Source organism: Flavobacterium johnsoniae UW101 (assembly GCF_000016645.1).
Lineage (GTDB): Bacteria > Bacteroidota > Bacteroidia > Flavobacteriales > Flavobacteriaceae > Flavobacterium > Flavobacterium johnsoniae.
Genome location: NC_009441.1, coordinates 1,917,687 through 1,944,349, shown reverse-complemented (window position 1 = coordinate 1,944,349; position 26,663 = coordinate 1,917,687). Strand labels below are relative to the sequence as shown.

The window sequence follows — 26,663 nt, the reverse complement described above, 5'->3', positions numbered from 1 at the left end:
CTATTGAGAAGGTTTTTTTAATTAAAATAATGTACATCAATCCTGAACAATTAAGCAGTTACGCGGCGAAATTTATTAATCTTTTAATTGATTATTCGCCAAAATTAATCTCAGCATTTCTAGTTTTATTTGTTGGTTTATATGCCATAAAATTCATCAACAGAATTATTAGAAAAATAATGGAAAAGAGAAATCTGGATCCAACATTGACCAAATTTCTTGCTGATATTTTACTATGGGCTTTACGAATTTTATTATTTGTAACCTTTATTTCAAACCTCGGAATCGAGACTTCTTCATTCGTAGCCATTTTAGGTGCTATGGGTCTTGCAGTTGGTTTATCACTGCAGGGATCACTTTCTAATTTTGCCGGCGGTATGTTAATTATCGTTTTTAAGCCTTTTAAAGTTGGCGATACGATCGAGGCTCAAGGTGTTATAGCAACGGTGCTGGAAATTCAAATTTTTGTTACCAAAATGCTTACCGGAAACAATCAGACCGTTTTTGTGCCAAATGGAGCTTTGTCAAACGGAACAATTATTAATTACTCTATGCAGGGAGAAAGAAGAGCTGATCTAACTTTTTCAGTTTCTTATGATTCTGATATTAAAAAAGCAAAAGATATTCTTTTGGAGGTTTTAAACAAAAATCCAAAAGTGCTTCAAAAGCCTGCTCCGGAAGTTTTTGTTAAAAATTTATCGGCAAGTTCTGTAGATTTTGCAGTACGTCCGTGGGCGAAGAATGCTAATTATGGAGCTGTTTTTTCTGAAACGCTCGAAGATTGTAAAACAGCTTTAGATCAGGCAGGAATTTCTGTTCAGCCTTTTACACTTCAAAAATAAAAATGGATTACTGCTTTTTAGGCAGTGTCATCATAAAATCTTTTAAATAATAAGGTTCAAAGTAAGCGACATCAACAGTGTCGCTTTTTTGATACTTATCGTAACTGATTTTACTCATTTCATTTGCCGAAGGATATTTGATTTCTTCTAAAAACACAAAGTTATCTTTAGTCAAAACAGGTTTGCATTTCTCCGCACAATCTCCTACGAAATAAAGTGTTTCTTTATATGCTGCAAAAGAATCTTCTGTAATAATTTCTGCCTGAATTGTTCTTTCTACTTCTAAATCTGCATTAAAAATTTCGCTGTAAACTTCCATCCTTCTGGCATCAAGCATCGGAATAATTTTTCCTTCAGAAATTTTAGCTTTAGAGGCCAGAGTCTGCAAAGTATCTACCGCAATTAAAGGGATATTTAATGCATAACACAATCCTTTTGCTGCCGAAACGCCAATTCGTAACCCGGTATAAGAACCTGGCCCCTGGCTTACTGCAACTGCATTTAAATCCTGAATTGAAACTCCAGATTCTGCAATAGCTTCTTCAATAAAAACATGAAGTTTTTCGGCGTGCGAATATCCTTCTTCTGCAATTTCTTTACAAAGAATAGTTTCTCCATTTTTTGCAATTGATACTGAACAATTTTTGGTTGCTGTTTCGATATTGAGAATAAAAGACAATGTGTATGATTTTAAAATTAATTATTTCAGGCTGAGAGAAAACTTAATTCTGCTCAGCCTGACAAATATATCTTATTTATTTTTTAGGAGCGTCAGCTTTTTTAAGTTTAACTTTATCTCCAGAATTTAGTTCTTTAGAAACGGTTGTATAAGGCCCTGTAATTACTACATCTCCAGATTTTAATCCAGACATTACTTCGATATTCGTATCATCCTGAATTCCGGTTTTAATAATTCTGATTTTAGCTTTATCACCTACTTTTACAAAAACACACTCAAATTTCTTATCGCTTTTTGGAGTTGTTTTTTTCTCGTTTGGATCGTCAACTTTAAAATCTTTAACAGCCGTTGTATCAGATTTTACAACTACAGAACTAATTGGTACTGCCAAAACATTGTTTTTAGTTGTGGTAATAATATCTACTGTTGCTGTCATTCCAGGTCTAAAAGGCGAATAAGCATCTGGTTTTCCTTCTAATAAATCCTGATATGATTCTTTTAAAATACGAACTTTAACTTTAAAGTTTGTAACCTGATCTGATGTTAATGTTGTGCTGGCAGAATTAGAAATACTGGTTACTACACCTTTAAATTTCTTTTTTAGGTAAGCATCGACTTCAACATTTGCTTCGTCTCCAATTTTAATTTTTACGATATCATTTTCATTAACATCAACTTCAACTTCCATGTTGTTAAGATTGGCAACCCTTAAAAGTTCTGTTCCGGCCATTTGCTGTGTTCCTAAAACACGCTCTCCTAATTCTACATTCAATACAGAAATAGTACCATCGGCAGGAGCATAAATTGTGGTACGTCCTAAATTATCTCTGGCTTCTGTTACAGATGCCGAAGCACTTTGAACATTATAGTACGCATTTTGTTTTGTTGCTTTGGCAACTTCGTATGTCGAAATAGCTTTATCCCAGTCTGACTTTGAAATTACTCCTTTGTCGTATAATGTTTTATTACGTTCGTAATTGGCTTTAGCTTCTTTAAAACTGGCTTCAGATTGTACTAATCCGGCTTTTGTTCCAGATAAATTTGCTACAGATCTTTCTAGTCCTGAAGTATATAAATCAGGATTTATTTTTACTAATAAATCTCCTTTTTTTACAACCTGCCCTTCTTTTACATTTAACGCAATAATTTCACCGGAAACCATTGATGAAAGTTTTACTTCTATTTCCGGCTGGATTTTTCCAGTCGCCGATACAGTTTCAACGATTGTAGAAGCTGTTACTTTTGAAGTTTCAACTTCTTTTCCTTCATCTTTATTTCCTATTACTCCTGCCTTAGAAAGACTTACTAATAATGCAATTAGAACTAATGCCCCGCCAACTGAGAAGTAAACTATTTTTTTTGACATAATAAATTATTTTGTAATAACTGGAACAATTGGAATTCCGAAATAGAATTCAAGTATTTTAATTTTAAACATGTAATCGTATTTCGTTCTAATAACGTCTGATTGTGCATTTGTAAGCAAAGTTTGTGCTTGTGTAAAATCAAATGAATTCATTAAACCAACATCGTACTTTTCTTTAGCATAATTATAGGCCTGCTGTCTTGCTTCTAAAGAAACTGTTGCAGATTCATAGGTATTTAAAGCACCTTTTGCATCTGTAAAAGCAGTATAAACGTTACGCTGCAAATCTAAGCTTTTTTGTTCCAAATCTATTTTAGATTTTTCCAAACTTACTTTGTTTCTTTCAACATTGTTTCTAACAGAGAAACCATTAAAGATTGGCACACTTAACTGAAATCCGAAATTGTGTCCTTTATTATCACTAAACTGAGTTAAAACGGGATCTGGACCAACGTAAATTGGATTTCCTGCTGCATCAGCTCCAATTAGTCGGTCACTGTAACTTGCACTTGTGCTGAAAGAATAGAATCCTCTTAAAGTTGGCTGATAAGCTCCTTTTGCAATTGAAACATTTTTCTCGGCAATTTCCAAATTAGTCTGTGCTAATTTTAATTCCGTTCTAATTTCTTTTGCTTTATTGTAGATATCAATTGGCGATTGTGCCATGATATTGTTTTCATCTTTGGCATTTGTATCATCTACTACATCAAAATCAGCAAACTCTTTTAATTGTAAAAGCTGCGCTAAACTCAATTTTGAAATCAGTAAATTGTTTTCAGAAACTGTGATATTTTGCTTATCTGTTGCAACAGTAGCTTTTAAATCAAATAAATCACCACGGGGAATTGTTCCGGCATTAACCATTTCCTCAGAACGTGCAAGACGTTTTTCGTCAATAGCTAATTGTTCTATTCTTACTTTTAAATTTTCTTTGTTAGATAAAATCTGCAGGAAAGCGTTGGCTACATTCAGAGAAATATCTTCCTGCATTTTCAACAATTGATATTTTGATGCTACAATAGCAAGTGAAGCTCTTCTATATGCATTTTGATTTTGCAGACCTTTGTAAATATCAACATTGGCATTTACTCCTAATGAAGAATACTGAGTAGTCTGCGTAGTTGCAATGTTGGTAACCGGGTTAACGTTCAAACCAATATTCCAAGAGTGTGAAGCATTTCCGTTTACTGTTGGCAGATAACTTCCCAAAGCACCTCTTTTATCAATATCTGCTGTTTTTACATCAAGTTCAGACAGCTTAATCGTGATATTGTTATCTAATGCGTATCTCACACATTCTTCTAAAGTCCATTGTTTTGTTTGTGCCTGGCCCGATAATCCAAAACCGAACAGCATGGCAAAAACAAGACTATTATATTTATTTATTTTCATATATTTTGATTGATGGCGCAGTCGATGCTGCGCAAATTTAACATTTTTTAAAACCAAAAAAACTCTTTACGATTTCAATTATTTTTTCTCTTTTTCATCGATCAAACCCTGATTCCAGATTTTAATTTTATCTGTGTTTTTGATCCCGCTTTTTACCTGAACGTAGATTCCGTCGCTTACACCTAAAACTAAATCTCTTCTTTCAAATTTCTGAGGTGTTGTTTCAACTTCTACATAGGGTTTTTGAGTTTTTTTGTCAAATTGTACTAATGATTCTTTTATAGCCATAACTTTATCGGCTTTTTCAAGAATAATAGAAGCATTTGCACTTAATCCGGCTCTAATAAATGTTTCGTCTCTATTTTCTAATCTAGCTTTTATTTCAAACTGAATTGCTCCGTTTTCTGTAACTCCTTTTGGTGCAATATCAGTAAGAACTGCTTCAAATTTTTTGTTTTCGATAGCACCTACAGTAATTTCAATTGGCATTTTTTCTTTGATTTTTCCCACTTCAGATTCGTCAATTTTTCCAATAAAAATCATTCTTCCCACATCGGCAACGCTTGCTATTGTAGTTCCTTCATTAAAGTTATTACTTTCAATAACCTGATTTCCTACTTTTACCGGAACCTGTAAAACCATTCCGTTTACTGTAGAACGAATCAAAGTATTCGCATAACTTCCTAACGACGAAGTTGTTCCTGTTTTTACAATATCTAAACTTTGTAATGCTGATGCATAGTTTTGTTTGGCTTGTTTATAAGCTAATTGAGCTGCATCAAAATCATTGGCAGAAATTACATCTTTTTCAAAAAGTGTTTTTTGTCTTTGATAAATTTTCTCCTGATTGTCTAAAGCAATTTTAGCAGTTTGTACTTGATTTTGAGTACTGCTTACATTAGATACATTGGCTACAACTCTAATTTTAGCAATCATATCTCCGGCTTTGATTTTTTCTCCGGCTTTAATGTAAACCTGCTCAATAATACCTGAAATGTTCGGTTTGATTAGTACCTCTTCATCAGGCTGAATGTTACCAGTAGCAATTGTATTTTTTACTATTGTTTTGATTTCTGCTTTCTCCGTTTTAAAAACAATTGGTGATTCCTGATTCTTCGCATACAAATAGTAAAGTGCGCCAAAAAACACTACAGCAATTAAAATTAAAATGGTTACGGTTACTCCTTTTTTCATTTTGTTTTCGGTTTAATCGATTATTTTTTTGATTGATAATTTATTCTGTTCGCAAAGCGTCTACAGGCTTCACATTAATTGCGGTCTGCGCCGGAATAAATCCTGCCAGCAAACCTGATCCTACTAATATTATTAAGGCTACAAATACAACTCCCAAATCAACACTTGGATTGGCAAACATGGTATCGTTTCCTGGCGGCATTGAGTCCAATACCATATTTAAAATCGCAATAATTCCGGTTGCTACAGCAATTCCTAACATTCCTGAAATGATTGTTAAGAAAATAGATTCTGCTAAAATCTGTCCTCTAATTGCTGCTGGTGTAGCTCCCAAAGCTCTTCTAATTCCAATTTCTTTAGTACGCTCTTTAACTACAATCAGCATAATGTTTGAAATTCCAATTACTCCAGAAATCAAAACTAATGTTCCTACGAAGTAAGCAATGATTTTTAGAATATTAAATAAACTCTGTACTTTATTGAACTGTTCGTACAAGTCGAAATTTCCAACCGCTCTGTCATCTGTAGGATTTACAGAATGCAGTGCTTTTATGATTTCTAAAATCTTCGGTTTCAATTCTGTTATCGAAGTTTCATCTCTAGCTGTAAGTGCCATCCACCCTACTTTATCACCATAATTAAATGCCTGCTGAAAAGTGGTAAACGGAATAAAAATATTTTTTTGTTCCTGTTCTGCATTTCCGCCCTGCTGTTTGGATTTGTAAACACCGACAACCATAAAATTTATACCGTTGATTTTAATATAAGTGCCGACAGATTCTTCTTCTTTTCCATACAATTCACTGATAACTCCTTTCCCAATTACGGCAACTTTTCGTTTTTCCAGAATATCCTGCTGATTTACAAAACGTCCTTTTATAATATCCATTGGCTGTTGTTTAATCAGCTCAGGATAATCTCCATAAATCGTAAAAGCCGAAGTTTTTGTGCCTCGAACTACGTTATTTGTTCCGTTAAAATCCCCCAATTGGTTTCTTGGCGAAACATATAATAAATCTGGTATTGCTGCTTTTAATGCTGTAACATCACTGTTTCTAAAATCGTAACGACGGGTTTTAGGAAGTCCTTTATAAGCTTTTGATGTTGTCTGGCTCCACATGAACATAGTGTTTGTGGCAATACCGTCAAAACCTTTTTTAATACCATTTTCCAGACCATTACCTGCTGCAAGTAATATCACCAAAATGAAAATTCCCCAAAAAACACCAAAAGCCGTCAGAATAGTTCTGAATGGGTTAGCCGTTAAGGCCTGTAAAATCTCGTCCCAATTATCTTTTTTAAACATAATTATTCGTCTCTAAGTGCTACAATAGGTTTAATTTTGGCTGCTCTGTATGCTGGGAAAAATCCCGCCAGAGCACCTGCAAACACAAGTAAAAATAGTGTTGTTAATGCCACGCTGAAATCTACTTCTGGATTTCTAAAATATTCACTCTGAACCATCGGTCCAACAAATTCTAATAACAGCAGACTTGCCAAAAGCCCGACAAATCCTGCAATAGTGGTAATAAAAATTGATTCGTGAAGTATCATGGCTATAATCGAAAACGGAGAAGCTCCTAAAGCTTTACGAATTCCAATTTCTTTTGTTCTTTCTTTTACAATAATCAGCATGATGTTACTTACACCTACAACTCCGGCAATAATGGTACAAATACCAACCCACCAGAAAAATAACCTGATGTAAAGATTTAAATCATAAAACTGCTTTGCATCTTTAACAGAATTATAAACTCCTACTCCGCCATCATCATCAGGAGCAACCATATTTTTGCTCTTTAATAAATCTTTTAAATCCTGTGTAAATTTTTCTGATTGTGCCAAAGCTTCATCATAATTGCTTGTCTTTTTTAAAGTAAAAAACAAATTGCTGATTTTATCTCCGCCTCCAAAAGTTCTCTGCACTGTTGTTAAAGGCAGGTACGCTCTGGTTTCTTCTCTTTCTCCTCCCGGATCTGTAAAAACACCGATGACTTTAAAACTGATATTGTTAATTAAGATTTCTTCGCCTATCGCATCTTTATCCTTAAGCAAATCATTCTTTAATTTCATTCCAATAACCGCAACCTTTTCGTTGTTCTGCAAATCTTTACTATTTACATAACGCCCCTGAACTATTGTTAGGTTTTCGATGCCGCCATAATCAGGATCTACACCTCTAAACTGATAACTTCCTGATTCTTTTCCATAAGAAAAAGATTGCCCCCAATAATTTTGTGTTGACGCTCTTAAATCTAATTTATCTTCAAATTTTTGAGTAGATTGATTGTAATCACTATTTCGAAACTGAACCTGTCTTCCTGGATTCAATCCTTTATATTCTTTTGTAGTTGTACCAGACCAGACTTCGATAATTCCGGCAGCATCTCTTTCAAATTGTTTTTCAATGCCATTTTGAAGCCCTTTTCCGGCTCCAAGCAAAATCACCAAAATAAAAATCCCCGATGCTACCGAAATTCCTGTTAGAAATGTTCGCAGTCGGTTTTTAGAAATGGCTTCAAATATTTCCTGCCAGCGCTCAATATTAAACATAAGATGAAGCTCTAACTTGTTCTACTAATTTATCATCGATAATTAATCCGTCTTTCAGGACCACATTTCTTTTGCACATTGCGGCAATATCTGGTTCGTGTGTAACGATTAAAATCGTTTTGCCTTCGTCATTAATTCCTTGAATTAACTCCATAACCTCATAAGAAGTTTTAGTATCTAAGGCTCCTGTAGGCTCATCGGCAAGCAAAACTTTTGGATTAGATGCCAATGCCCTTGCAATCGCCACACGTTGTTTCTGTCCTCCAGAAAGTTCGTTAGGCAAGTGATGAGAATGCGATCCTAAACCAACTTTTTCAAGATATTTCATTGCAATTTCATAACGTTCTTTTCTCTTTACACCTTGATAATACAAAGGCATCGCAACGTTGTCTAATGCAGATTTATAATTTATTAAATTGAAAGACTGAAAAACAAAACCCAGAAATTTGTTTCTGTATTTTGAAGCTAGAGTTTCGTTCAGTTTTTTAATTGGGGTTTTATCTAAAATATAACTACCAGAGTCGGCCTCGTCAAGAATTCCTAAAATGTTAAGAAGCGTAGATTTTCCAGATCCCGATGATCCCATAATGGCAACTAATTCACCTTCGGCAATATTAAAATTTATTCCTTTCAACACATGCAGCTCCGAACTTCCCATTTTATAGGATTTGTGCAAATCTTTGATTTCGATCATGATATTGTTAAATTTTTAAAACAATAATAATATTTTTTATAAGTAAATTATGATAACAAAACGTTAATAATTTTATCATAGTTTTTAAATAAGACGGTGGTTATTATCAAATGTTACACTTTATGAGAATAATTTAATTGTTTTCTTAATTTTGCTTGACTTTAAAAAAATCATAATTATGAAGTTTTTTTCAAAAATCTCAATGTTTGCGGTAGCTGCGGTGTTTTTAAGCTGTTCAACAACACAAAAACTGGAAACACTTAAGCCAGAACCAGATGATGCAAGTCCTTTAGTTTACGACGCAAGCCCGTCATTTATTAATCTGCCTATTACAGTTAAATTAAATGATATTGAAAATCAAACCAATGCAATTTTAAACGGATTGATTTATGAGGATAACGACATTGAAGATGACGATATTCAAATGAAAATCTGGAAACAGGGACCCATAAAAATCCAAAATGATCCGGCTAATCCAGATAAAAAAATCAAAACGATTCTTCCTTTAAAAGCTAATATTAAATACCGAATTGGCACGAAAAAACTTGGAGTTGAACTTTACGACACCCGCGGGTTTAACTTAAACGGAGTTATTACATTATCCAGCGATGTGGCTTTAACCAATTGGAAATTAAATACTAAAACGGAATTCAAATCTTTAGACTGGAGCGAAAGTCCAACAATGACTGTTTTTGGAAAAAACATGCCGATTACATATTTGATTAATCCCGCAATTTCAATTTTTAAATCGAAACTGGAACATAAAATTGATGAAGCAATTGAAAAATCAATGGATTTTAAACCGAATGTTTTGTCGGCTTTAGAAAAAATCTGCACACCGTTTCAAATGAGCGACACTTATGAAAGCTGGCTGAGAATTGTTCCTGTTGAAATTTATTCGACAAATGCAAAGCTCAAAAATGATTCATTCTTACTTGAAATGGGAATGAAATGCAACATGGAAACTATAGTTGGCAAACAACCGGAATCTAAATTCAATTCTAATAAAATTATTCTTAAACCTGTTACTAAAATTCCAAATCAGATTTCTGCCAATATTGCCGCCATTTCAAGTTATGTTGACGCTTCAAAAATCATGACTAAGAATTTTGCCGGACAGGAATTTGGATCAGGAAGTAAAAAAGTGACCGTAAAAAATGTTTCAATCTGGCATAAAAACGGAAAAATGATTATTGCTCTTGATGTTTTAGGATCTATAAACGGAACATTGTATTTAAACGGAATTCCGCAGTATAATGCGCAGACAAAAGAAATTTATTTTGACAAACTCGACTATGTTCTTGACACCAAAAGCAAATTAATGCGAACTGCAAACTGGCTTGCACAAGGTTATGTTTTAAGAAAAATGGAAGAAAGCTGCCGCTATTCTATCCAGCCTAATTTAGAAGAAGGCAAAAAAAGCATGGCATCTTATCTTAAAAACTATTCGCCAATGCCAGGTGTTTTTGTAAACGGAAAAATGGAAGATATTCAGTTTGACAAAATTCAGTTAACCAATCAGGCGATTATAGCTTTTATCAAAATAAACGGAACTGTAAATGTTTCTGTAAACGGATTAAAATAAAAAAAAGGCAGAATAATTATTCTGCCTTTTTCTTTTTAGATTGGTACATTCTATAAATTAGATATCCAATTATCGCTACCAGCAAATAAGGAATTATCATTAAAAAAACAATTCCATCGTTTACTGCTTCTGCTTTTTTTACGTTTGAATCTCCTGCAAGCGCGGCGCGGCACATTGCACACTGAGCGTTTGCTGAAATTCCAACTAAGAACAGACAAATTCCAAAAACCAATTTTTTCAATTTGGAATTTAGAGTTTGAAAATTTGATATTTTATTTTTAGTATACATAGTAAGGAGAAATCATTAAATAAACTACAACTCCTGTAACCGCAACATACAACCAAAGCGGAAAAGTAATTTTAGCTATTTTTTTATGTCTGTCGAATCTTTGCGCAAGTGCTCTAACATAAGTAATCAATACTAATGGGATAATTGCTATAGACAATAAAATATGAGTTAATAAAATAAAGAAATACACATAACGTATAATTCCTTCACCGCCAAATTTAGTCGAATCTGAAGTCATGTGATACGCAACGTACATTACTAAAAACGCTACAGACAATGCAATCGCAAAAGTCATTAATCGTTCGTGTAATTTAAGTTTTCCGTTTTTAACAGCAATTACAGCCCAAACTAAAACAATGGCTGTAATACCATTTGTAGTTGCATAAATTGGAGGCAGAAATGAAAGCGGTTCAACGTTAATTCCGAAATCTTTTAATTTAATTCCAAAAAGGATTGCTACAACAACCGGGATAATAATTGAAACCGCAACAATAAATTTATTGTATTTTTTTTCTAATGAATGATCTTCCATTTTTATTCTTCTAATAGTATTTTAATGTCTTGTTGAATATCTCTAACTCCTTTTTTATCTAAACCGTCGTAGTAGATATTTGGGTTTCCAAATTCATCTTTTCTACAGCGAATATTTCCGTCTTTATCAATTAAAGCAAATAATCCTGAGTGCTCAAAACCTCCGTTTACTTTTGAATTTTCGCCGGCATATAGATTAAATCCTTTATTTGACAAATCCATAATAGTTGCTTTGTCTCCTGTTAGGAAATTCCATGAAGCAGATTTTACTCCCAATAGTTTTGCATGATCTTTTAAAACCTGAGGTGTATCATGAACCGGATCAATTGTAATTGAAACAATACCAAAATTTGGATTACCAAAGAATGTTTTTTCAATTTCCAGCATACTCATATTCATCTTTGGACAGATTGATGGGCAGGTTGTAAAGAAAAATTCTAAAACATACACTTTTCCTTTATACGTTTCATTAGATATTTTAACGTTGTCCTGATTTGTTAATTCAAATTTTGGAGCCGGACCAATCGTTAATAATTTTGCATCTTTAGAACTTTTAGAACCTACATTATCTAATCGATTTCCTTTTACAACATCACCATTTTTAATTCTATCAACAATTTTTGGCACTGCATAGATTCCGAAAATCAAAATAATAAACGAAATCCCGATGTAAGATTTATTTTTGAACATTATTCGTAAGTTTTAAAGTTGTTTTGTGGCATTATGGTTCTTTTTAAGAGCAGCACGGTATTCATACAAAATGATTTTAAAGTCATCCAGCATTTCATTACTCAGCTCAGACGGATGAAAAGTATCATATCCTTCTTTATATTCGTCTTTTTTGTCTTTACTTTCTCCTTTACGTCCTCTTAAATTTCGTTCTTTATCTACAATAAAAACATTAGAAGTCCCAAGTTTATCATCTAGCTTTCCTTTTAACTGCAATTGATTGTAAAATGCTTGTATTTCTTCTGGAGAAGCAAAAACAAAATTCCATCCAGAAACATCTGTAAAAGGTTTTAATGCATCAACTAGTTTTTGAGCTTCTTTTTCTGTACCAAGCGGACAAACTACAACAAATTGAAGATCTTCGAAACCATGATAACGTTTGTAGATTTTTTCATTAAGATTAAAATAATTTCCTCTGCTGCTTAAAATATCAGAACCAGAAAAACCTAAAACCGTAATTTTTTTATCGAGAGAGACTTTCTTGCCGTCGAGAGATTTCCAGTTTCCAAAGTCGGCAATTTTTGGAGTAATTATGGGAAGTTTTGTAAAACTATTTACACCTGAAGCAAAAAACAAATAGGCTACAATTGGTAAAACAAAAAGCACAAAAAGAACTATATTTTTTTTCATTGTTTTAACGGAAGTTATTGAGGTACAAAAATAAAAAAAGCTCCGTTAAACGGAGCTTCTTTTCGAATTAATATCATGTTAAAAATTCCATTTAATAGTAGAATCTTTAAAAACCCCATAAATATAGTGTCCTTCTGTTAACAGGATGAACAATAAATATAATACTAGGAAAATAACTGGTGATACAACAGACCATCTAAGACTGCTTTTTTCACCTTCCATGTGCATAAATGCCCATACAATATAATAAGCTTTGAATACTGTAAGGATATAAAATATCCAGTTTAACAAATTCAAACCGATAAAATGTGTAAACTCTAATGATTTTGGTTTGTAGATACCCAAGATAACTTCTACTGTAGTTACTACTGAAAGTAATGCGAAAACAAACCAGATTCTTTTTGTATTTGATACGTGCTCGTGTGACATAATAATTAAATTCTAAAATTAAACTAGGTAGAAAACTGTAAATACAAATACCCAAACTAAATCTACGAAGTGCCAGTATAAACCAACTTTCTCTACCATTTCGTAGCTTCTTCTTTTCTCGTAAGTTCCTAATAATACATTAAAGAAAATAATGATATTAATGATAACTCCAGAAAATACGTGGAATCCGTGGAATCCTGTGATGAAGAAGAAGAAATCAGCAAATAATTTATTACCGTATTCGTTTCTAATTAAGTTTGCACCTTCTACAACATATTTAGCTTCTGCCAGACGAGTCTCAGACTCTTGTCTTGACAAAACTGTTTTCTTTTTATCTTTAGTAAGAGTTTCTGTTCTTACTAGTAAATCTGGATGTGCTTTAAATCCTGCTTGAATTTCTGCTACAGAATAAGTTGGCAAAGATTGAGCATCTTCCATGAACCAAGTAGTTTTGCTTCTTGTTAAAGCCTCTCTTTGTTCTGGTAATTTTACTGCGAAATCTGCAAGAGCAACTCTTGTTCCATCTGCTTTAACAAACTGCAATAAACTTCCGCCATGTGTTTCAACTGCACCATATTCTCCTTTAATGAAGTTTTTCCACTCCCAAGCTTGTGAGCCTACGAAAATTAAACCTCCAATAATAGTTAAGAACATGTAAACAGCAACTTTTGTTTTCTTTAATTGGTGACCTGCATCAACAGCTAATACCATTGTTACAGATGAGAAAATCAAGATAAAAGTCATTAAGGCTACATAATACATAGGAGCCGAAACACCATGCATAAAAGGAAAGTGAGTAAACACTTCATCAGCCAATGGCCAAGTTTCAATAAATTTAAATCTAGAAAAACCATAAGCCCCTAAGAATCCAGAAAATGTTAAGGCATCCGATACGATAAAAAACCACATCATCATTTTACCATAACTTGATCCTAACGGCTGGATTTCATGACCGCCTCCCCAAGTTTTTTCGTCGTTATTTGCAGTAGTAACTGTCGCTTCCATAAAAGATATTCGTTAAAAAGTTCCCAAATTTACGTTTTTTTCTTATTTAAAGAAATATAAAAATAAAAATAATAATACCCACAATAGGTCTAAAAAGTGCCAATACATCGCACCTAGTTCTATTCCAAGAGTTTGACTCGGATTGTATTTTTGTTTAAAATGATTATAAATTATAATTAAAAGTGAAATAAGCCCGCCTGCAAGGTGCAATAAGTGCATAAGCGCGATTACATAAAGGAAAGTTGTAGTAATCGAGCTGCCCTGACCTGTCATATAATAACCACTTTCTATAATTTGCCCAAAACCTCTAAACTGTAATACAACAAATAAAACACCCAAAACTAATGTTCCTAAAAGAAACGCTGTAGTTGAAGTTCTATTGCCATTCTGGATTGCTTTTTTCGCCAGAAAAAAGGTAATGCTGCACCCTATAATTACAGCTGTACTAAAATAAAAAGCACTTGGTATTTGAAAATTCTGCAGCCAGTCTGCTCTTGATTTACTTACTACAAATGCACTCGTAAGTCCAGCAAACATCATGGTCATACTAACCATTGCGAACAACAAAATCAGCTTTGCCGATTTTGATTTTCTTACCTGCTCATCACTTGTTGTTAATGTCATTTCCATAACTATCTTAAAAATTTATCTACTATAAACACAATCTGCAGTAATGAAATGTACGATACACTCACTAACATTAATGTTCTGGCTGCTTTTGGTGTTCGCAGCTGGTATAAACGAACTGCATAAAACAGCATCCATAAACCTAATAAAAACACTAAAACTGCCGCGACCGGCGAAATAAATAACTGCCCTGTATACCCTAAAACCGGTAACAACGAAGCTATTATTAACCAAATCGTATATAAAATAACCTGCAAAGCGGTTTTTCTGTCTTTATTTCCGGTTGGAAGCATAAAGATTCCTGCTTTTGCATAATCGTCATATAAGAACCATCCAATTGACCAAAAATGAGGAAACTGCCAGAAAAACTGAATTAAAAAAAGCGTTCCGGCTTCAATACCAAATTCTCCTGTTGCCGCAACCCATCCTAACATAAAAGGAATTGCGCCCGGGAAAGCACCAACAAAAACCGACAATGAAGTTACGGTTTTTAATGGTGTATATATACTGGTATATAAAAATATTGAAATTGCAGCAAACATTGCCGACTTAGCATTGATTGTATACAAAAGAACAATACCAATTATAGTAAGCAGACTTGCCACTATCAAGGCTGTTACTTTTGACATACGCCCAGAAGCAACAGGGCGATTTTTTGTTCGATCCATTAATGAATCGATATCTTTCTCGATTACCTGATTATAAGCATTAGATGCTCCAACCATACAATAGCCTCCAATTGCTAAAACAATTAAAACACTCCATTTAAAAGGATGTTCGTCATTAACTCCTAACAAATATCCTGCTATCGAAGAGAACAAAACACTAATAGCCAAACCAGCTTTAGTAATCTCTTTGAAATCCAGAAATATTGATTTTATTGATAATGTATTTTTAGCAGCGTTCAATACCGTAGTCTTTGTATATTTTTTTTGAGTGCTGCAAATGTACAAATTAGATTGTAGAATTGAGACCTATAAAATTAGATTTTTTTCAATAAAACCTTTACAGAATAAGAACTTGCCAATCTTTAACAGTATTATTTCGAAAAATCTTATTAAAAATCCTAGTAATCAAAATACCAATTAAAAATATCTGAACGTAATCCGATTGTAAACCAAGTTGTACTTTGTTTAAAAGTTGTTGCCGTTTCCTGAGTCGGGTCAAAGTTTCTGTAAATAAAGCTTCCAAACAATTTTAGGTTTGTTATCGGATTTATTAAATATCCTCCCTGAATATCGGCAATAAAAATGCTTGTTTTATTCCCCTGTCCTATTTTAACACCTTTATCATACGGACGATCTACATCATAACTTTTATAAATATTTCCTCCATAATTATAACCATCTTCTGCAGTATCAAAATCTAAACCTCTTGTGCCAACCGTAAATTTAGCATCAGCAAAAAGACGTCCTTTATGATAACGCCCAATTGCAACAAGTTCTTCGAAATTCCCTCCCCATTGATGCCCAATACTTTGATTGTTATGCCCATAATTGGTAATTACAGCACTGTGTGAATACACATAAGGACGAACGTGATTGTATTCTAACTGTAAAAGAAGATCTTTAACTTTAAAAGCATTGTAATATTTCGCTCCCAATTGGTAACCAAATTTATTTTTCCAGCTTTGTTCTCCCGCTCCCATATCACTTACTGAGAATTCATCAAGCAAAAACTGAGCATATAAATTTACATTGTTATTCCATTTGTATTTAGCCGTCGCACCTAAAAGCGCATTTCCACTTCTTGATGAAGATGAAAATTCAACTGAACGATAGAAAATAATTGGGTTCACGAAATTCACATCAAAACCTCTATTGTTGGTATCTGTCCAAACTACAGATTCAAAGAAACCTAAGTTCAATCTATTTGAAACGTTCCAGCTCAAATAATGATTTGCCATAAATTTAGTAGCATACGTTTTTTCTACTGTTACATCAGGACGTACATCTTTAAGCCACATATAAGTATTTGTGTACTTTATTTTCCAGAAGTTTGTATTGATTTTAAAATACGGATATGGACTTGCTCCATCACTTTCAAGTAAAGATCTATAACCGTCTCCAATAAAGTTTCTGCCATAACCTAATTGAAAATCGAATATTTTTCCTGGCGCAAAAGTAATATTAGCTTCTGCTAAAGGAAAATCGTAAGCATCAGTTTTAAATCTTTTGGCGATTCCCATTCCCGGAATAATTGCCGGATTTCCTCCAGAAGGTTTCAAAGTTTCGGCATAATCATTATAATACCCTGCAAATCGACCCTGACTTTCAAAAACTGTTGTTGTAAAGTTTATCTGTTTTCCTAAACCTCCTCTAAAGTTTAAAGCACGAGTATTTACATAAGAATAAGAAGCATCAAGATCTGAAGCTTTTCCCATCTGTAAATCTACAATCGGATTTAGGGCCAGCCAATAATCTTCTCCCTGAATCTGCACCATGTTTTCGTTCCACCATTTTCTTCCTAACCAGCTTGAAACATTCTTTTGCAACGATTGATTTACGGCTTTTAAATTATAATATTTCGTAACCTCAGCATACGTGTACGGTTTTGAAGCTGTGTGATTATTACTTCCAACCTGATTCATTGCACCATCAAACTGTGCATAGTAACTATGAGAAAATGGAATATTTAGATGACTTTCGAATTCAGGCATATTGTATTTTTTATACACAATACTATCCAATTCTGTCATGGGTTTTTCAACTGGTTTTAAAATCTGCGATGCAGCCAAAGCTTCTGCAGCAATCTGATCTGCATTTTTTAAAGGTATATCAATTGAAATGGTATATTTTGAATAAGTCGGTTTTCCATTATAAGTAGAAGGTTTGATTTTTGGAAATTTTCCAAAAACTCGTTTTGCTTCTTCTACAAGAGCATCATTTACTGCATTTACGTAAATCACTTTAAATTCTCCATTGGCATCAACCTCAAAAAGAACTTTTACTTCTCCTTTATAATTGTTTTGTTTTAAATCAGCTGGAATTTCAAAATTATTGTACACAAAATCCTGTACTTCTTTATAAAAACAATTTTCTAGTTTTTTTGCCTGAAGGTTTTCACAACCTGGAAAAATTGGAAATTGCTCTGAAGTAAAACCTTGTTTTATATTTGTTTCCTGAGAAAAAACAAATAATGGTAAAATGATAAAAGATAAAAATAACTTATTCACGTAAATTTGGGGCTTTTATTTAATATTGATTTGTGGTATTTTCTCCGTTTGCAATTGCTTTTGCTGCCGAAGTCCCAATTCGCTTAACTCCTAAACGAATCATTTCTACTGCGTCTTCATAAGAACGAACTCCGCCTGCAGCCTTAACTGGCAAAGGCGATGCATTTTCCAGCATTATAATTATAGTAGGAATTGTTGCTCCATTTGGCAGATTGTTTTCGGTTTTATAAAAACCTGTAGATGATTTTACAAATACCGAAGCATAATCTTCTTCTTTAAAGTTCGATATAACAACATTTTTTATTAAAGCGCACAGTTGTATAATTTCTTTATCTGTTAATGCTGCGACTTCAATAATCCATTTTACTGTTTTGTTGTTCGCCAGTCCTATTTGAGTTCCAATTAAGATTTCTTGTTTTATTAAATCTACATCTCCGTTTTTAAAGGCTTCGTAATTACAAACAAAATCTAAATCATCAGCTCCGTTTTCTATTGCTTCGTTTGCTTCTTTAATTTTAGTTTCTAAACTTGACTTTCCTTCCGGAAAATCTATTACTGTACCAACCAATAAAGTCGAATTTGCCTTTAAGATCATGTCTTTTGCCAGACTCACATATTCCGGCCTGATCATAATCAGCTTAAAACTTTCTGTAATCGCTTCTTCGATTGTATTTTTAACTACAACAACATTGTCCTCTTCCGAAATTCCGGCCTGAGAAGCTGTTTTTAAATAAGTTGAATCTAAGTACTGCTTAACATTCATAATATAGAAGTTAGATCGAATGGCGCAAAAGTACATTATAATTCATAAAAAATACTGTTTTATAAAGCTGATTTTCTGCCAATAAAAAACCCACCGAAGTGGGTAATTATATTCTTATATTTTATCGATTTGTTTTTTTAAAGCTATCGCTGTAAAAACTGCCACAAGGGCCCCGAGCGCATTTGCTAAAACATCTGTTACATCTGATGATCTTGTTACTGTTAAAACACCTTGCAGTATTTCGATCGTTATTCCGAAAAAAACCGAAAATATAAACGAAACAAAGTAGGCTTTATAATCATTAACATCTTTTCCTTTCAGTTCTTTTTTGAAAAACACAATCCAGGAAATGGTAAAACCAAAATGAAAGCAAAAATGCACTATTTTGTCAATGCTGGGAAAACTTACTGCAGGAAGATTACTCGAGTCTGTTAAACAAAAATAAGCAATAATTCCTGAGCATAACATTGCCCAGATTAACAATAATTGTTTAGGCACCGATTAATTGTTTATAAGCTTCGTCAGATAATAAAGAATCTATTTCTGAAGGATTAGCAATTTTAACTTTAATCATCCATCCAGCTCCATAAGGATCAGAATTTACTGTTTCTGGCGCACTTTCTAAATCTTCATTAAAAGCAATAATTTCTCCTGTTAAAGGCAAAAACAAATCTGAAACTGTTTTTACAGCTTCAACTGTTCCAAAAACCTCATCTTTATCAAGTGTCTGATCTAAAGTTTCTACTTCAACATACACGATATCCCCTAACTCTTTTTGTGCAAAATGAGTAATTCCTACAGTCGCAACATCTCCTTCGATGCTAACCCATTCGTGATCTTTTGTGTACTTTAAATTTGCTGGTATGCTCATAATAGTATGTTTGAAAATTGATATTTTAATAATTCTGCAACAAATGTAATAATCTTCTAATAATAATGGTTTAGAAACCTAAATTTAATTTCCGAAATTATATCGAAGTGTAAAGCCCGATCTTATGTTTGTTAACGGGAATGACGTCGAAATAACTGCTTTTGAAAACGAATGATCATAATAAAATATTGCAGTCAGGTTTTTACTAAACGAGTAATCTGCCGTTAATTTAAGAGACCAGATATTTTGTCCCGCTGCCAGCTGATTGTTATCGTAATCTAAGTAACGTACTAAAGTTTCATTATTTCTTAAAGAAAAATCGGCTTTTATGTTAATGTCACTTTTGATGATTCCGGTTGGATTATCTGCTAATCTTGATGAGAAAATAACATCTTTAAAGCGATATCCTAAACCAATAATATATTCCATTCCTTTTACTTCTGTCAATAAATTATTGTCGAAACTCATCGATAAAGCTCTGTCTTTTTTAATTTCAGAAAGAACTCTTAAAGAGCTTTTCAACTCAAAATCCATTCTAATTAACGGACTAAATTGTTCTACTAAATTGACATTAGACATTATAATTTCGTTGTAGAAATTAGTATTTACATCCTGTACTTTTGGCGAACTGTTGTAATCAAAATTTGATCTAAACTGGTTTATAGTATAGGATGCTCTATAATTGTGCTGTAATGAAAAACGTTTAAATTTATCTTTAAAGTACTTATAGCGCATTAACCCATTATACTTAATACTCCAGTTTGGAATTGGAAAACTTCTAAAAATATTCGTAGAAGAACTTGAAGCATCTGAACCTGTATATGCTGCTAAGAAAGCCGGCAATAAAACAGCCTGATTACTTTTTGTATATCCAATTGGGTATCCTTGATTTGCTGTATATACCGCATAATTTGGATCTGTTTCAGCCGGAATAGGATTATTTGCATCACCATATCTCGGAATTGCAACTCCAGAACCATAATGTCCTTCTGCCAGACGATTTGCAATTATTAAACGATTGCTTCTAAAATCATCAAATGCCGCTGATTGTGTTTCATCACTTGGTGAAAATGCCGTTTTAATCATTACAGTCGAGATAGAAAACATTCCATAAGTATAAGGCGATAACGGCTTATACTCATTTGTTGATGGATCTACACTATACTGTTCTGAAGTATTTTCAGAATAAGAACGGTCCATTGATAAATCAACTTTTAAATCCGGCAGTAAATCAATGTTTGCCGTAACTTTTAAAAGTTTATTTGAAACCTGTGTAAAACTCTGGTTAAAATCCTGATATGTTGTAAGCCATCCTCTTTTTGCAGCTTCATAACGCACATCATCCTGACTTCCAAATACGAATCCTAAACTTGGTTTAGAAGTTCCTAAAAACCCAACACTTGGCGTATAACCAGGTAAAACGGTTCCGCTGTTTTTGGTATAATTAATCTGAACGTTTTTAATACTTGTCAAAACCCCAATTAAACCATCATAAAACGGACTTGAACTTACTACTGGTTTTGCTGTATTAACAATTTTTTCACCTGGTTTTGGCGGTGCAGCCGTTTTAGGTTTAGCTGTTTTTTTAGCACCCGGTGTTAAACCAAGATATTTATACAGCGTATTCATATTCAAAGTTGTTGTAAGTGTATTTGAATTTGAATTCTGAATTGTATTTCCTAAATCATAAACGGTACCGTTTGGATCTTCGTATTCTGAAAATGCTGTCGAAGAACGCTGCCACATATAATCTGCCGTATATGAATAACTCGCTTTTACAAAACCAAAAATTGGAATTTTGTTAATTGGAATATCATAATTTAAAACCAACTGCTGCGCATGCTGATTTGGTGTTCCAATGTCTAAATAATCATCCCAGATATTAAAATCTTCTTTTGGAGAATTGTCATCGTTTAAGAAGTTTCGAACAATGTTATTTGATGTTGCTGAATAATTTAGCTTTAGAGATTTAGTTAAGTTAAAACCAAATCCGTATTGGTAATTAAACGCAAAATTTCTTCTGTAAAGCGGATCAAGACCAATTCCTTCAACCTCAACTTCTCTAAACTGCTGACGGTTGCTTTGTCTTAAAATATTGGTATTAAAAGATATGTTTGACGGCAGGTAATTAAAGTTGAAATCGCTCAACAATTTCCAATATTCACTTTTCTTCATGAATTTAGTACTCTTAAACGGAACAACTTCTTTTGGCTGGAACGTATAAGCATAATTTACAGCCGAATTAGACTGCTCATCTTCATAATCTGCAACTTCATAATCATGACGTTCTACCTGATTGTATGATTGCGAGAAGGTAAAATTCTCAATATCGTATACATGAGGTTTCTGCTCAGGTGCTCTGTCTTTTCTTACACCAATAAAATTGATGCTTTTTCGTTTTGTATAGTCAATAGCACGAGTCCTGATATTATCTTTTTCTGCCTGATCTGTAGTTTCTCTAATTAATTGATCTAATTTAATATCCTGATTAAACGGATCGTACTCTGGTGTAATTACTTCTTCGCCAATTGCATAATTAAACGGCAGGTTTATTCCCCATTTTTTAGGAAGCAGTTTTCCTAAATTCAGGTTCGTAACAATATTATATTGCTGTACATCTTCACGATCACGCTCATTTGCTCCTTGTTCCAGAGAACCAAACCCAATGGTGCTTTTTCTACCAGTTGCAGAAACAGTAGCAAAATCGGCCATATTGGTATCAACATTTAATATTGCTGCCATACCGCCTTTGTTTTCTAAATCGGCTAAACGAAGCTCATTAAACCAAACCTCTCCTTTTATGTCTTTATGATCGGCACGGCTTTTTACCCCAACCATTAAGTTTCGGACTAAACCAAAGTTAGGATTTCCTTTAATACCTAAAGTTAATTTACCATCGCCATCTCCTCCTTCTAAATCCGGATCATTATCTGGATAATAAATACCATTGACATCTCTTTTCGATGAGTTAATATCAATACTCATAGCTTTGATTTTCATTCTTGTCAATAAATCAAGGGCTAAATCTATACTATTATCGTCCATCCAAACCAAATCCGGGCTTATTGAACAAGACCCTCCGGTTTTGGTAACTTTTAAAGGAATCTCTACCTGATAAAAGTTTTGTGTAAAGTCATTTCCAAAACGGATAAAACCAACCATTTCATCATCTTCCAATGTTGGTTGATTTGGCAGTGATTCTGCGTGCAAAAACATTTTCAGTTTTTTGTACTGACGCATATCGACACTTACGTTTTTGAAAACTGCTCTGGAATCTTGATATTGTAAACCTGCACCGCCAATTCTAACCGCTAATGCCTGTTCATTTTGGTTAATAACAGTGTTGTTATTATACAATTGTTCTCTTTGTACGCCTGGAGGCATTACATAGTTTACAGGACATTTAGTTCCGTTTTCCTGAATATTTACTGCAGCAACATCAAATTCTACTCCATCATCATCTGGATTTTGATCGTTTGCATCTAATGTTCCTGTGTATCTTCTCCACTCTCCTCTTACTAAATCTAAAGCTCCAAAACGAACTGTCATCTGAGAATTAAATCCAGTCATAAACATACGCATGAAACGAATAGATCTAAAGTCTGTAATGTTTCCAATTGTATTTTGAGGCTGTGAAACCGGAATTTTAAACTGAATCCATCTTGCGTTTGTTGTTCCTCCGTTTGGAAGATCAACATTTGTAACTTCTCTAATATCTGTAATGTAATTTTCACCCACCTGCATTCCAGGTTTTACATCAATGCTATACTCATAGTAGGCATTAATAGTACTCATGGTGTTATCACGGTTAATATCCTCAACATCAGGAAGTGTTGTAGAACCACGATTAGGGTCATTGATGCTTACTGCTGAGTTCCCTTCTGTACCATTGTAGTTTTTATAACGCTCTAAAACGCCTCCATCAGCATTTAGATAATACGTATAGTCGTCTCCCGCAGGATCTGCTTCTCCCGCATAATTGGTATAAATTGAACCCTCTCTTGAACTTGGCAGACCATCTAAACCAACGTCTTGATTTTTTCTATTATCTGGATTAGTATCAAAAGCATAAATTAAAGATTGTGATGCCGGAACATCTCCCCAAAGCGGTTGTGGATTTACCATAACCTGATCTGGTCCTAATCCGTTTTCATATTGCTTTCTTCCGTCTTTTAAAACGTCTTCTGAGATTTCACCTAAATTGAAATATATTTTACCTGCATTTGTAGCTGGAGATTCACCATTCCCAACATATGGGTCAAGTACCCAAAATTGAATATACTCAACATTTCCCTGCTCAAAATTAGTTGAATTTAAAGCTCGCATAATCCCTCCAAAGTTCGCAGAAGGATTGCTTGCCCCAAAACTTGGATTGTTATTATATGGTCCTCTCTCTCCCGGATAGTAGGTTAAATCGAGTGTATTAACAACCTGAATCTGTCCCTGCGCAATATCTGTGTTTGGATACAACTCTCTGCTGTAAATTCTTCTGGTCGTGTTTAATGATAGATCATCGTTTGAAATACCCGATGGTTTTGAAGAATAAAATACAGGGTCAATTGTATACCACGATAATTTTGCTCTTTTAAAACCATATTCTAAAGTATTAGAATTGGCGTTAAAAGTATTGTCGTTGATAGAAGTAATAAATGGTGTTGAAGCTAAACTCCAGGCATAAGCAGAGCGCATATCTATTGTTGACTGCGAACCTTCGAAATCGTCTACATAAATAGTAGCTTCTCCTTGAAAATCACTTGCTTTTGGAGCATCTGGTCTTAAAAAGGCGACTTCTCCACGAATAGAAAGATTTGAAGGGACATCTGTATCAATGTTTGGAAGCTTGTTAGCCAAACGTGTCAAAAATGGAACTTCTGTTGAATAATTTCCATTAAATCCAAAAATTGTATTGTTTACAGATTCCTGACCATAAGTTGATTTTTGTGTAAAAGGTCTTTCGGTCATTTTTAAATAAGTACCGCCAATTACAAATTTATCTGAGATTTTATGTTCGATATTGAATCCCATAAATCTTCGTGTCTGCTGCCCAAAGATTGAGTTGTTTTCTAACGAAACTTCAATTGGCGTGTTTGAAGCCTGCAGCGAAGGATCTAGAATTTGAACTCTTCCTAATTGATAATCTACGCTGTAATCTATTCCTTCTACCAAAACACGTCCTGCGGCTGTAACTACTACAGAACCTTGCGGTACATTAAAAGCTCCAATTGGAATCCCGTTGCTTCCAGATGATTTGTATTTTCCTCTTAATAAGAATTTGTTTTTATCACTATCCTGCAAAGCACCGGCTTGTGTATTTCGATACATGTTTCTAAATACATATTTCTGCTGATTCGCGTTGTATGTTGTTGGGTCGTTATAGCTCTCTCCTGCACCGGTTTGCAGTTTATTGAATATTAACTCTCCAAAAGGCTCTTTTGTTGTAAAAATTACACGGCCGTTTTGTACATCTACCGTTACTCCCGGAATATAATCAAAGAAACCATCTCCGCCTGCCTGTGGATCGTTATTGTAATTTAAACGGTCTAAGTTGAAAACGTTTAATAAAGGCGTCTGCTCAACTTTGCTATCAGGAGCTGGATTTGGAGGGAATGATGATCCTTGAACTGGTGTAATATAGTTAATAGGAGACGGATCTGTGTAAAGGATATTTAATCTGAAATCGTCTTGTTTAATTTGATATGCCTGAGGAATTTGATAAACGTTTTTCATCATCAGGTTCCAAACCGGATTTTTAACGTTTGTTAAATTACTTTTCAGCATTTTTAAAACTAAACTCTGGGTAATAATTGCCTGATTTGAGCTGTTATTTCCTGTAACTACAGTAGCATCTACACCATCGCTTCCAAATTCCCCTACCTGATACACTTTTCCACCTACGGTATATTCAAACGCAACGGCAAGAATTTCGTCATTTGCCAAACGCTGCTGTAAAGAGATGTAACCTAATTGCGGGTTAAAAGTATATTCGTTTGTTGTTAGTTTTCTTGCATTTTCTAATACAGAATAATCTGTAGCTTCGCTCACATTTGTATTATTGAAACCGGATTTTGCCGTTACAATTTCTCTAATGTTTGAGTTTAAAAATGAACCTGCCTGACCAATTGTTGCCGGATCGTATTTGTTGTTGGTATTACTCGTAGGGCTGTCAATTGGATTGTTGAAAAATCCAGCTGTAGAACTGATAACTACAACTTCATTATCCGGAACACCGCTTACTTGCGCTTCTCCTAAATCCTGAAGCGCTATAATGTTTCTTAAGTTATTTCCGCCGCCAGTTGTTGTTACACGATTTTGTTTGTTAGTTACCCAGACTTCTAATCTTGTAATTTGTACACGGCTGTCTATAAATGGGTAATTTTTTAATGAAACGTCGTATTTGTTTCTGAAATACTGAGAAAGGAAAAAGTGACGATCATTATCATAATCAAGAGCATACAAATCAAAGTTTTGAACTGTTCCTCCGTTTTCTGCTACAACGCTTTTGGTCTGCGATTTTTGTTCAGAGAAAACACCTGTAATGGTTGTTCTCCCGAATTGTAATTGTGTTTTTACTCCAAATAAACTCTGCGCACCACGAATAAGCGTGCTGTTAAGAGGCATGCTTACGTTACCAACTTCTACTTTTTGAATAATATCATCTTCTGATGGCGTATAAGCAAGTTTGAATAAATTCTGAAAGGCAAAAGTAGACTGAGTATCATAATTGGCATTTACTTCCAGTCTGGTTCCAATTTTCCCCATCAAACTCATACTGATTCGCTGATCAAAATCGAATGTTAGACTTGATCTGTTTCGGGGTGAAAATGCTGGGTTGTCTTGTTTGGTGTATCGAACTCCTAAGTCCATTTCGACAGAACCTGTAGGTTTTACGTCGATGGTATTACTTCCAAATATGCTTTCAAAAAGACTTGAATTAATGTAATATCTTGGCAGTAAATCTTTTTTGGCTGCTTCGGCTCCGGTTTTTTTACCATCAATAGCGTCCATTTTTTTTCTGAAATAATCTCTTCTGGATTCTTTCAAAAGTAAATCTTCGTATTCTTTTGGCGTTAAAACTAAAGGATAATCAATAGAGAAACCATCAACAGATGTTGTGTAAATGTATCGGTCTGTTATGGGATCATATTTATAGGCCGAGAGTATGCTTGGAGGATTTTCTAACTCCATTTTCCCAACAGAAAATTGAGTCTTTGTTGTATCTTGAACCGCCGGTTTTACTTGTGACCGCAAAACGTTACCACAAAATAAAACCAGTAAAAAAATACAAATTTTACGCATACAATTGGTTATA

Annotated in this window: 22 protein-coding genes; 2 read left to right on the top strand and 20 right to left on the bottom strand. The window is 33.9% G+C overall.

Going from position 1 to position 26,663, the window contains the following annotated elements:
- Window positions 1-29: 29 nt before the first annotated feature.
- The gene (locus tag FJOH_RS08680; RefSeq protein WP_012023750.1) at window positions 30-842 is read left to right on the top strand and encodes a mechanosensitive ion channel family protein; all 813 of its coding nucleotides are present in this window, start codon (window positions 30-32) and stop codon (window positions 840-842) included.
- A gap of 7 nt (window positions 843-849) precedes the next feature.
- Here FJOH_RS08680 and tsaB read toward each other — a convergent pair whose 3' ends face one another.
- From tsaB to FJOH_RS08645, 7 genes are all read right to left on the bottom strand, one after another.
- Window positions 850-1,521, bottom strand: a complete 672-nt coding sequence (tsaB, locus tag FJOH_RS08675; protein WP_012023749.1) for a tRNA (adenosine(37)-N6)-threonylcarbamoyltransferase complex dimerization subunit type 1 TsaB — start codon at window positions 1,519-1,521, stop codon at window positions 850-852.
- Window positions 1,522-1,597: 76 nt separating this feature from the next.
- The gene (locus tag FJOH_RS08670) at window positions 1,598-2,887 is read right to left on the bottom strand and encodes an efflux RND transporter periplasmic adaptor subunit (protein ID WP_012023748.1); all 1,290 of its coding nucleotides are present in this window, start codon (window positions 2,885-2,887) and stop codon (window positions 1,598-1,600) included.
- Between the two features lie 6 nt (window positions 2,888-2,893).
- Window positions 2,894-4,279: a TolC family protein gene (locus tag FJOH_RS08665; protein WP_012023747.1), complete on the bottom strand. Its 1,386-nt coding sequence runs from the start codon at window positions 4,277-4,279 to the stop codon at window positions 2,894-2,896.
- A 78-nt stretch (window positions 4,280-4,357) separates the two neighbouring features.
- Window positions 4,358-5,473 carry an efflux RND transporter periplasmic adaptor subunit gene (locus FJOH_RS08660; RefSeq protein WP_012023746.1) on the bottom strand — a complete coding sequence of 372 codons (1,116 nt, stop codon included), beginning with the start codon at window positions 5,471-5,473 and terminating at the stop codon, window positions 4,358-4,360.
- Between the two features lie 40 nt (window positions 5,474-5,513).
- Window positions 5,514-6,779, bottom strand: a complete 1,266-nt coding sequence (locus FJOH_RS08655; protein ID WP_012023745.1) for an ABC transporter permease — start codon at window positions 6,777-6,779, stop codon at window positions 5,514-5,516.
- A gap of 2 nt (window positions 6,780-6,781) precedes the next feature.
- Window positions 6,782-8,026 carry an ABC transporter permease gene (locus tag FJOH_RS08650; RefSeq protein WP_012023744.1) on the bottom strand — a complete coding sequence of 415 codons (1,245 nt, stop codon included), beginning with the start codon at window positions 8,024-8,026 and terminating at the stop codon, window positions 6,782-6,784.
- Window positions 8,019-8,720, bottom strand: a complete 702-nt coding sequence (locus tag FJOH_RS08645) for an ABC transporter ATP-binding protein (RefSeq protein WP_012023743.1) — start codon at window positions 8,718-8,720, stop codon at window positions 8,019-8,021. The genes FJOH_RS08650 and FJOH_RS08645 overlap by 8 nt, the downstream gene beginning before the upstream one ends.
- A gap of 178 nt (window positions 8,721-8,898) precedes the next feature.
- Between FJOH_RS08645 and FJOH_RS08640 the strand changes: the two genes are divergently transcribed.
- Window positions 8,899-10,305, top strand: coding sequence for a DUF4403 family protein (locus FJOH_RS08640; protein WP_012023742.1), 1,407 nt, complete (start codon window positions 8,899-8,901; stop codon window positions 10,303-10,305).
- 16 nt (window positions 10,306-10,321) lie between these two features.
- On the opposite strand, the gene FJOH_RS08635 is transcribed toward FJOH_RS08640, so the two are convergent.
- The 13 genes from FJOH_RS08635 to sov form a co-directional block, all read right to left on the bottom strand.
- On the bottom strand, window positions 10,322-10,546 hold the full coding sequence (locus FJOH_RS08635) for a hypothetical protein (protein ID WP_316916859.1): 225 nt from the start codon (window positions 10,544-10,546) through the stop codon (window positions 10,322-10,324).
- 37 nt (window positions 10,547-10,583) lie between these two features.
- Window positions 10,584-11,126, bottom strand: a complete 543-nt coding sequence (locus FJOH_RS08630) for a DUF420 domain-containing protein (protein ID WP_012023740.1) — start codon at window positions 11,124-11,126, stop codon at window positions 10,584-10,586.
- Window positions 11,127-11,128: 2 nt separating this feature from the next.
- Complete coding sequence (locus tag FJOH_RS08625; RefSeq protein WP_012023739.1) at window positions 11,129-11,815, bottom strand: SCO family protein; 687 nt, start codon at window positions 11,813-11,815, stop codon at window positions 11,129-11,131.
- A 12-nt stretch (window positions 11,816-11,827) separates the two neighbouring features.
- Window positions 11,828-12,484: a hypothetical protein gene (locus FJOH_RS08620; protein WP_012023738.1), complete on the bottom strand. Its 657-nt coding sequence runs from the start codon at window positions 12,482-12,484 to the stop codon at window positions 11,828-11,830.
- A gap of 78 nt (window positions 12,485-12,562) precedes the next feature.
- Window positions 12,563-12,913, bottom strand: a complete 351-nt coding sequence (locus FJOH_RS08615) for a cytochrome C oxidase subunit IV family protein (protein WP_012023737.1) — start codon at window positions 12,911-12,913, stop codon at window positions 12,563-12,565.
- Window positions 12,914-12,931: 18 nt separating this feature from the next.
- Window positions 12,932-13,918, bottom strand: a complete 987-nt coding sequence (locus tag FJOH_RS08610; RefSeq protein WP_012023736.1) for a cytochrome c oxidase subunit 3 — start codon at window positions 13,916-13,918, stop codon at window positions 12,932-12,934.
- A gap of 42 nt (window positions 13,919-13,960) precedes the next feature.
- Window positions 13,961-14,548, bottom strand: a complete 588-nt coding sequence (locus FJOH_RS08605) for a cytochrome c oxidase subunit 3 (RefSeq protein ID WP_012023735.1) — start codon at window positions 14,546-14,548, stop codon at window positions 13,961-13,963.
- Window positions 14,549-14,550: 2 nt separating this feature from the next.
- A complete protein-coding gene (cyoE, locus tag FJOH_RS08600) occupies window positions 14,551-15,453 on the bottom strand; it encodes a heme o synthase (protein ID WP_044047593.1) in 903 nt (300 codons plus the stop codon).
- 158 nt (window positions 15,454-15,611) lie between these two features.
- Window positions 15,612-17,720, bottom strand: a complete 2,109-nt coding sequence (locus tag FJOH_RS08595; RefSeq protein ID WP_012023733.1) for an energy transducer TonB — start codon at window positions 17,718-17,720, stop codon at window positions 15,612-15,614.
- A 19-nt stretch (window positions 17,721-17,739) separates the two neighbouring features.
- On the bottom strand, window positions 17,740-18,483 hold the full coding sequence (gene deoC, locus FJOH_RS08590) for a deoxyribose-phosphate aldolase (protein WP_044047592.1): 744 nt from the start codon (window positions 18,481-18,483) through the stop codon (window positions 17,740-17,742).
- Window positions 18,484-18,597: 114 nt separating this feature from the next.
- The gene (locus FJOH_RS08585) at window positions 18,598-18,981 is read right to left on the bottom strand and encodes a VanZ family protein (RefSeq protein WP_044047591.1); all 384 of its coding nucleotides are present in this window, start codon (window positions 18,979-18,981) and stop codon (window positions 18,598-18,600) included.
- Window positions 18,974-19,354 carry a glycine cleavage system protein GcvH gene (gene gcvH / locus FJOH_RS08580; RefSeq protein ID WP_012023730.1) on the bottom strand — a complete coding sequence of 127 codons (381 nt, stop codon included), beginning with the start codon at window positions 19,352-19,354 and terminating at the stop codon, window positions 18,974-18,976. The genes FJOH_RS08585 and gcvH overlap by 8 nt, the downstream gene beginning before the upstream one ends.
- A gap of 84 nt (window positions 19,355-19,438) precedes the next feature.
- Window positions 19,439-26,650: a T9SS outer membrane translocon Sov/SprA gene (gene sov, locus FJOH_RS08575; RefSeq protein ID WP_012023729.1), complete on the bottom strand. Its 7,212-nt coding sequence runs from the start codon at window positions 26,648-26,650 to the stop codon at window positions 19,439-19,441.
- Window positions 26,651-26,663 lie beyond the last annotated feature (13 nt).